Origin of the sequence: Sphingomonas sp. NPDC019816 (assembly GCF_050274375.1) — a bacterium.
Lineage (GTDB): Bacteria > Pseudomonadota > Alphaproteobacteria > Sphingomonadales > Sphingomonadaceae > Sphingomonas.
Genome location: NZ_JBNNOB010000149.1, coordinates 1 through 8,454, shown reverse-complemented (window position 1 = coordinate 8,454; position 8,454 = coordinate 1). Strand labels below are relative to the sequence as shown.

Sequence of the window (8,454 nt, the reverse complement as noted above, 5' to 3'; positions counted from 1 at the left end):
GGCAGCGAGCCGATATAGGTCCGACGATGGCCACGAATCTCGGCCTCGTCGCGCACGCCGCCCAAGCTCTGGCGGATGAACTCGCGCCCGCACGCCTTGGCGATCGACTGGCCAAGCGAGGTCTTGCCGACGCCCGGCGGGCCGACGAGGCACAGGATCGGCCCCTTCAGCTTGTTGGTGCGCGCCTGCACGCCCAGATATTCGACGATCCGGTCCTTCACCTTCTCCAGCGCATAATGATCCTGGTCGAGGATCGCCTGCGCCGCCGCAATGTCCTTCTTGACCTTGGACTTCTTGCCCCAGGGCAGACCGAGCAGCACGTCCAGATAGTTGCGCACGACCGTCGCCTCGGCGCTCATCGGCGCCATGGTCTTCAGCTTCTTCAGCTCGGCGGTCGCCTTGGTCCGCGCTTCCTTCGACAGCTTCAGCGTCGCGATCTTCTGGGTCAGCTCGGCGATCTCGTCGCCGTCGCCATCCTCGCCCTCATTGCCCAGCTCGCGCTGGATCGCTTTCAGCTGTTCGTTGAGATAATATTCGCGCTGCGTCTTCTCCATCTGGCGCTTGACGCGGCTCTTGATCTTCTTCTCGACCTGCAGGACGCCGAGTTCGCCCTCCATCAGGGCATAGGCCATCTCAAGCCGCTTGGCCGGATCGGTTTCCACCAACAGCGCCTGCTTGTCGGCGACCTTGACCGAGATGTTCGCGGCGACCGAGTCCGCCAGCTGTGCCGGGTCCTCGATCTCGGCCAGCTGGACTGCCGTCTCGGCGGGCAGCTTGCGGTTGAGCTTGGCGTAATTCTCGAACTGGTCGACCACCGAGCGCATCAGCGCGGCGATCTGCGCCTTCATGTCATGGTCTTGCGCTTCGAGCCCGGTCTCGTCCGCCTCGACCAGCGCCGTGTCGATCGTCGCGGTCAGGAACGCGCCCGATTCGTCCAGCTCGGCCAGACGGCCGCGCGTCTTGCCCTCGACCAGCACGCGGACGGTGCCATCGGGCAGCTTGAGCAATTGCAGGACGGTGGCGGTGACGCCGATCTCGTACAGATCCTCGCGCGTGGGGTCGTCTTCGGCGGGATCGAGCTGGGCGACCAGGAAAATCTCCTTGTCCGCCGCCATCGCCGCTTCTAGTGCCGCGACCGATTTGTCGCGACCGACGAACAGGGGCACGATCATGTGCGGGAAGACGACGATGTCACGCAGCGGAAGGACGGGATAGGACTGGTTCATGCAAACTCCGGTCGGCCCCGACCGGGGCCTGTTTCATTGGTATATATGGGGAGGGTTGCCGATCCATCAATTCCCGCTGCGACCAATCGACGCCGGGCGGCTTGCCAAGCACCGGACGTTGCGCGACACCATGGGCCGATGGATCGTATACGGAAATGCGTCACGGGCTTGCTGGCCTCTTCCCTGCTGCTGGTCGCCGGCCCCGCCCCGGCACAGACGGCGAAGCTCCTGCCAGCCAAGGGCGAGCCGCCACTGACCGCGCAGACCATGGTGTCGGGCGGCGTTCGCCCGCCAGAGCAGCTGGCCGTCCGCTTCGACCGCGCCGATCTGTCGTTCGAGGTTCTGCCTGACACACGCGAATTGAACGGCATCGCGGTGCTGGACTTTACCGCCAAGACGCCGCTTTCGCGGCTGGTGATCGATCTCGACCGCAATCTGCCCGTCAAGGCGATCGCGATCGACGGCCGGCCGCTCAAGCCGGCTGCATGGTCGAACCCGGAAGGGCAGCTGGTCATCACGCTGCCCCGCCCGCTTCGCGCCGGACAGACGGTCAGCGCGAAGATCACCTATGGCGGCACGCCCCATGTTGCGGTGCGCGCGCCTTGGGATACCGGGGTCGTCTGGGCGCAGACCCCGGACGGCCGCCCCTGGTTCGCGACGACGGCGCAAGGCTATGGCTGCGACTTGTTCTGGCCCTGCCTCGACTATCCGATGGGTGAACTAGGCGAGGTCACGCTGCACATCACCGTGCCCAAGGGGCTGAAGGCCCCGTCCAACGGCGTGCTGCTCGGCGTCGATACGCTGGCCGACGGGCGCACCCGCTGGAACTGGCGGACCAGGCATCCCAACACCTATGCCATCGCGCTGAATGTCGGTCCCTATGAGGTGGTCGAGGGCAGCTATAAGAGCCGCTTCGGCAACACGATCCCGATGTTCTACTGGTATCTGCCCGGCGAGAAGGAAAAGGCCGAGGGGCTGTTCGCCGAATTCGCGCCGACATTGGATTTCTTCGAATCCACCATCGGCCCCTTCCCCTTTGGCAACGAGAAGCTGGGCGTGGTCGAGACGCCGCACAAGGGCATGGAGCACCAGACGATCAACGCCTATGGCAATGAATATGCCAAGGCGCCCGAAGGCTTCGACTGGCTGTTCCAGCACGAGTTCAGCCATGAATGGTTCGGCAACCAGCTGACCAATGTCGACTGGGACGATTTCTGGCTGCACGAAGGCTATGGCAGCTATATGCAGCCCTCCTACGGCCGCTGGCGCGAGGGCGAGGCGCGCTATGCGGTGATGATGGACGCGCAGCGCGGGCAGATCGCCAACAAGGCACCTATCGTCCACGATCACAGCATGACCGAGCAGGATGTCTACGAACCGGCCAAGGGCGGCCCCGGTCTCGACATCTATATGAAGGGGTCGTGGATGCTCCACACCCTGCGCAATCTGATCGGGGACAAGGCGTTCTGGGACGTCACGCGATTGGCCGTCTATGGCCGCACCGATCCGAAGCCGGGCAATTTCAGCCCGCGCTATGGCTCTACCCGCGAATATGAAGGCTTTGTCCGGCAGGTCACGGGCCGCGATTATGGCTGGTTCTTCAATGTCTATCTGCGTCAGGCCGCGCTGCCCGAGATCGTCGAGACGCGGGACGGGGATCGGTTGACGCTGACCTGGAAGGTGCCGGGCGGCTTACCCTTCCCCCTGCCCGTCGAGGTGCAGATCGGCGACCAGATCGAGACGCTGCCGATGACGGGCGGCACCGGTACGCTGACCGTGCCGGCGGGCGCGCATGTCGTGGTCGATCCCTGGGCGAAGATCCTGAAACGCTCGACCGCGATCGAGGCGTATCAGGCATGGAAGGCGGAACAGGCGGCGAAGAAGAAGACGAACTGATCCCCCCTCATGCGCGACCTTGCGCCTTCCGTTCCGCTTGAGCGGAGCGGTGGGCCTCGACTTTCGGATCGCACGGGCGCAGCTGATCGCGTTGCTCCCGGGTTGGGCATGCGCGTCGTAGCGATGATGGCTGCTGGCGGACAGGAGCGGACGCGGTGCCTTTCATGGCTGCGTATCAGGCGCCACCGGGCGCCCGCTCCGCAGGGAACATGACATTCGTATCGGCTTGGCGTGTCCGATCGGGACCCGTCACGCGTCTGGTTCGTCTCACTCCTGTCGCGACATTCCGAGCAAGGAAGCGCGGCCGCGTCAAAGGGGATTTCCAGACCATCATGCCCATGTTTCCACGCCTGCCCTTGCTCGCCCTGGCGATGACCGCCCCCGCCACCGTGTCCGCCCAGACCGGCGAGACGCAGGGTTCGACCATCACCGTCACCGGCCGGGGCCTGGCCGACCAGCCCGGCGACCGGGCGTTCGACGTGGTGACGATCGACCGGACGCGGATCGAACAGAACGCGTCGCGCCGGCTGGAGAATGTGCTGGCTGATGTGGCGGGGCTTCAGCAATTTCGCCGCTCCGATAGCCGCTCGGCGCATCCCACGTCGCAGGGCATCACATTGCGCGGACTGGGCGGCAACGCGTCCAGCCGGGCGCTACTGGTCCTGGACGGGGTGCCCCAGGCCGATCCCTTCGGCGGATGGGTCGTGTTTCCCGCCTATGCCACCGGGCGGATCGGGCGCATCCGGGTGACGCGCGGCGGTGGATCGGGCTTTTGGGGGCCGGGCGCGCTGGCCGGCACGATCGAGATGGACAGCGCCACCCCCGACCAATTGTCCCCGCTCGACCTGGCCGTCGCCTATGGCAGTCGCAATTCGGTCGATGCGCAAGGATCGGCCTCCTTGGTGCGGGACGGCGGCTTCCTGACCGTATCGGGCGCCTATGCCCGCGGTGACGGCTTCATTCCGATCGTCGAGGGGCAGCGCGGGCCAGTCGACCGGCCCGCGCCGTACGAACAATATTCGGGTGCGGCGCGCGGCGTGATCGGGATCGCGCCGGCGACCGAGTTGCAGATGACGCTCGCCGCCTTTCATGACGCGCGCGACCGGGGGACCGACTTCACCGACAATCGCTCGGACGGGGCCGATGCCAGCATCCGCCTGGTCGGGCGCGGCGCATGGGGCTGGTCCGCACTGGCCTATGTCCAGACGCGGCAATTCGCCTCGCGCTATGCCGGTGTGAACGCCGCGCGGACGACCGCCACCCTCACCCTCGACCAGTATAATGTCCCCGCCACGGGGCTGGGCGCGCGGGTGGAGGTATCGCCACCGCTGGGCGATGCGATCAGGCTGCGGCTGGGCGGTGATGTCCGCGATACCAGCGGGCGGACGCAGGAGCTCTACACCTTCGTCAACGCTCTGCCGACGCGGCGGCGCGAGGCGGGCGGGGCTACTCGGACGATGGGCCTGTTCGCCGATGGCAGCGCGGTGTTCGGCATCGCAACCGTGACGGCGGCGGCGCGGATCGACGACTGGCGCATCCGCAATGGCCGGCTGGACGAAGCCGCGCTGGCGACCGGCGCCGTGCTGACCGACACGGATTTTCCGAACCGGTCGGGGCAGGAATTTACGGGCCGCGTCGGGCTGGCGGTCCGGCCGATCACGCCGCTGTCGCTGCGCGCCGCCGCCTATCGCGGGTGGCGGTTGCCGACGCTCAACGAGTTGTACCGCCCGTTCCGCGCAGGTGCCGATGCGACCGCCGCCAATGCCGGGCTCAACCCCGAACGGGTCGAGGGGGTCGAGGGCGGCTTCGACCTGACGCCGATGGCCGGGCTGCGCCTGTCGGGCACCTATTTCGTCAACCGTCTGACCGATGCCATCGCCAATGTGACGATCGGCCGGGGACCGGGGATCTTCCCCGGCGTCGGCTTCGTTGCCGCCAATGGCGTGTACCGGATGCGCCGCAATCTGGATGCGATCCGCGCCGAGGGGTTCGAGCTGGATGCGAGTTGGACCGCCGGGCCGATCCAGGCGCGCGGATCCTGGTCCCGGACGAATGCGCGGGTTCGCGCCTCGGGTACCGCCGCCGCGCTCGCCGGCCTGCGCCCGGCCCAGACCCCGCGCGATCAACTATCGGCGACGCTGGGAGTGGAACGGCGCGGCGCAGCACTCAGCGGCACCGTGCGTCATATCGGGCGGCAGTTCGAGGACGACCAGAACAGCCGCTCGCTGGCGCCCGCGACGACCTTCGACGCCTATGCGGCGGTGCCCATCCTGACCGGCTGGCTGATCGAGGCACGAGCCGAAAACCTCGCCGATGCGCGGGTCGAGGCGGCGTATAGCGGCGCGGGGGTGATCGAGCGAGCGACGCCGCGGACGTTGTGGGTCGGGGTGCGGACGCGCTTGTGAGCGATGGGGCGTGCACTTCGACTTCGCTCAGTGCGAACGGGGTCTAGTACCAAGGTCCGTTCAGCCTGAGCGTAGTCGAAGGCCACGCTTCGCCTTACCCCCGCTTTTTCACTAGCGCGGTCCGAAGGCAGCGGCAGACCACCTCGTCCCGCTGGTTCAGCGCCTCGTGCCGAAACGTCACCAACCCCGCGCCGGGCCGTGACTTGCTTGTCCGCAACGCCGTCACCTCGCTCGTCGCGCGCAGCGTGTCGCCCAGAAACACCGGCGCGGGCATGACCAGTTCGTCATAACCCAGATTCGCCACCAGCGTCCCCAGCGTCGTCTCCCCGACCGACAGCCCGACCATCAGCGAGAAGGTGAAGGTGCCGTTGACGAGGATCTGTCCGAACTCGCTGGCCTTCGCCGCCTCCGCATCGATGTGCAGCGGCTGGGGGTTGTGGGTCATGGTCGAGAACAGGAGATTGTCCGTCTCGGTCACGGTGCGGCGGATCGGATGCTCGATCCGGTCTCCGATCGTCCAGTCGTCGAAGAAGCGCCCACTCATGCCGCATCCTCGGCAACGATGCGGACCAGCGCGATCCCTTCGGCCACCTGTCCGCCGGTCTCGGCCTTCAGGTCGGTGACGACGCCGTCGAACGGTGCGGTCAGGACATGCTCCATCTTCATCGCCTCCAGCGTGACGAGCGGCTGGCCTGCACTGACCGCCTGACCCTCGGTCACGGCGACCGCGATGATCCGGCCGGGCATGGGCGACAGGATCGCGCCGTCCCCCGCCCCGCCCGCCGCCAGCCCATCGGCGCGCCAGCGGGTGAAGGACCAGCTCTGCCCGCCCTCCGAGATCAACACCGCGTCGGACGGCGCCGGGGGCACCTCGCCCGCGTGCGCAAAATCGACGGTGATGGCGCGCCCGTCGAGCAGGAAGCGCGCGCTCCGTCGGGGCGCGGCGTTCAGGCGGAAGCCCGACAATTCGTCCTGCCCGACCAGCGCGGCGGCGGCCTCGGCCAGTGCCTCTTCGGACGGTTCGGTCGGCGGCATCAACGCCTCGCCCTCACGCGCGATCAGGCCGGTATCGACCTGGCCGCTCGCGAAGTCGGGATGGTCGAGCGCCTCGACCAGGAACCCCGCATTGGTGCGCACCGGCCAGATCACCGCTTCGTCGAGCGCATCGGCCAGCGCCTCGCGCGCTTCCTCGCGCGTGTCGCCATGGGCGATGACCTTGGCGATCATCGGGTCGTACCAGGGGGTGATCTCCGCGCCTTCCTCGACGCCGGTGTCGATGCGGATCGCGGGATCGTCGCCAAGGTCGAACACCTCCAGCGTGCCGATCGCGGGCAGGAAACCCTTGGCCGGATCCTCGGCATAGAGCCGCGCTTCGATGGCGTGACCGTGGATCGCAATGTCGGCCTGCGCCATCGGCAAGGGCTCGCCCGCCGCGACGCGCAGTTGCCACTCGACCAGATCGACACCGGTGATCGCCTCGGTGACGGGATGCTCGACCTGGAGGCGGGTGTTCATCTCCATGAACCACACCCGGTCGGCGCGTAAGCCTTCGGAGGCGTCGGCGATGAACTCGATCGTGCCCGCGCCGACATAGTCCACGGCTTGCGCGGCGCGGACGGCCGCCCCGCACACCGCCTCGCGCGTGGCGTCATCCATGCCGGGCGCGGGGGCTTCCTCGATCACCTTCTGGTGGCGGCGTTGCAGCGAGCAGTCGCGCTCGAACAGGTGCACGACATGCCCGTGGCGGTCGCCAAAGACCTGCACCTCGATATGACGCGGCGAGAGGATATATTTCTCGATCAGCACCCGGTCGTCGCCGAACGAGGCCGCCGCCTCACGACGGCACGACGCCAGCGCCTCGGCGAACGCGGCGGGGTCGTCGACGCGGCGCATCCCCTTGCCACCGCCGCCCGCGACCGCCTTGATGAGCACGGGATAACCGACCGCCTCCGCCTCGGCGGCCAAGCGGTCGGGGGACTGGTCCTCGCCCAGATAACCTGGCGTGACGGGCACGCCGGCGGCGATCATGCGCGCCTTGGCCGCGTCCTTCAGGCCCATGGCGCGGATGCTGTCGGGGTTCGGTCCGACCCAGATCAGCCCGGCGGCGATCACGCTTTCCGCAAATTCGGCATTCTCCGACAGGAAGCCATAGCCGGGATGGATCGCCTCCGCCCCGCTTTCGCGCGCGGCATCAAGGATGCGCGCCGCGTCGAGATAGCTTTCGCGCGCAGGCGCCGGGCCGATCGGGATCGCTTCATCGGCCATGCGGACATGCAGCGCCTTCGCATCGGCCTCGGAATAGACCGCGATCGTGCGCAGGCCCATCTCGCGCGCAGTGCGGATGATGCGGCAGGCGATCTCGCCGCGATTGGCGATGAGGAGGCTCTTCATCATCAGGATTCCAACTTCAACGTGATGGCACCCGGCCGCTCGGCGATGGCGTCGAGGATCACGGTCAGGATGCGATCGAACCGCGCCCCGATCACCTTTCGCGCGGCGGCGGCATTGGTGATGGTCAGCACGATCGGCGGCTCGACCACCGCGATCAACAGATCGAACAGCGCGTCCAGACTGCCGCCATACCATTCGACGCCCGAGGCGTCGCGGATACGGGCATGAAAATCGGCCTCGTCCACCACGCTCGCCCCGTCGATGGTCAGGTCCATCGCCATTACATGCGGAACACCCCGAAGCGGGGCGCCTCCGCGATCGGGGCGTTGAGGCAGGCATCCAGCGCCAGGCCCAGCACATCGCGCGTCTGTGCGGGATCGACGATACCGTCATCCCACAGCCGCGCGGTCGCGTACCAGGGATTGCCCTCATCTTCGTAACGCTGACGGATCGGCGCCTTGAACGCTTCGGCCTCGTCCGGCGTCCAATTGTCCGCCTCGCCGATCGGCAGAGTACACATCTTAACTCCAGTCACC

General features: G+C 67.4%; 6 protein-coding genes and 1 pseudogene. 2 read left to right on the top strand and 5 right to left on the bottom strand.

Annotated elements, in window-relative coordinates:
- The coding region (locus ACQKJZ_RS16640) for an LON peptidase substrate-binding domain-containing protein (protein ID WP_427732487.1) at window positions 1–1,226 on the bottom strand (1,226 nt) is incomplete at its 3' end.
- Window positions 1,227–1,364: 138 nt separating this feature from the next.
- Here ACQKJZ_RS16640 and ACQKJZ_RS16635 point away from each other — a divergent pair.
- Both ACQKJZ_RS16635 and ACQKJZ_RS16630 read left to right on the top strand, forming a co-directional pair.
- Window positions 1,365–3,122, top strand: coding sequence for a M1 family metallopeptidase (locus ACQKJZ_RS16635; protein WP_427732485.1), 1,758 nt, complete (start codon window positions 1,365–1,367; stop codon window positions 3,120–3,122).
- Between the two features lie 338 nt (window positions 3,123–3,460).
- Window positions 3,461–5,527: a TonB-dependent receptor gene (locus tag ACQKJZ_RS16630; protein ID WP_427732489.1), complete on the top strand. Its 2,067-nt coding sequence runs from the start codon at window positions 3,461–3,463 to the stop codon at window positions 5,525–5,527.
- A 94-nt stretch (window positions 5,528–5,621) separates the two neighbouring features.
- On the opposite strand, the gene ACQKJZ_RS16625 is transcribed toward ACQKJZ_RS16630, so the two are convergent.
- From ACQKJZ_RS16625 to ACQKJZ_RS16610, 4 genes and pseudogenes are all read right to left on the bottom strand, one after another.
- A complete protein-coding gene (locus tag ACQKJZ_RS16625) occupies window positions 5,622–6,071 on the bottom strand; it encodes a MaoC family dehydratase (protein ID WP_427732483.1) in 450 nt (149 codons plus the stop codon).
- The gene (locus ACQKJZ_RS16620; protein ID WP_427732481.1) at window positions 6,068–7,921 is read right to left on the bottom strand and encodes an acetyl/propionyl/methylcrotonyl-CoA carboxylase subunit alpha; all 1,854 of its coding nucleotides are present in this window, start codon (window positions 7,919–7,921) and stop codon (window positions 6,068–6,070) included. The genes ACQKJZ_RS16625 and ACQKJZ_RS16620 overlap by 4 nt, the downstream gene beginning before the upstream one ends.
- A complete protein-coding gene (locus ACQKJZ_RS16615; protein WP_427732479.1) occupies window positions 7,921–8,193 on the bottom strand; it encodes a barstar family protein in 273 nt (90 codons plus the stop codon). Before ACQKJZ_RS16615 ends, ACQKJZ_RS16620 begins: the two co-directional genes overlap by 1 nt.
- A 5-nt stretch (window positions 8,194–8,198) precedes the next feature.
- Window positions 8,199–8,454 (bottom strand): annotated as a pseudogene (locus tag ACQKJZ_RS16610) (hypothetical protein); the annotation flags it as partial.

Excerpts from the sequence above, each read along its gene's own strand:
- ACQKJZ_RS16630 (WP_427732489.1), top strand. The coding sequence starts at position 3,461 with ATGTTTCCACGCCTGCCCTTGCTCGCCCTGGCGATGACCGCCCCCGCC.
- ACQKJZ_RS16620 (WP_427732481.1), bottom strand. The coding sequence starts at position 7,921 with ATGATGAAGAGCCTCCTCATCGCCAATCGCGGCGAGATCGCCTGCCGC.
- ACQKJZ_RS16625 (WP_427732483.1), bottom strand. The coding sequence starts at position 6,071 with ATGAGTGGGCGCTTCTTCGACGACTGGACGATCGGAGACCGGATCGAG.
- ACQKJZ_RS16615 (WP_427732479.1), bottom strand. The coding sequence starts at position 8,193 with ATGGACCTGACCATCGACGGGGCGAGCGTGGTGGACGAGGCCGATTTT.
- ACQKJZ_RS16635 (WP_427732485.1), top strand. The coding sequence starts at position 1,365 with ATGGATCGTATACGGAAATGCGTCACGGGCTTGCTGGCCTCTTCCCTG.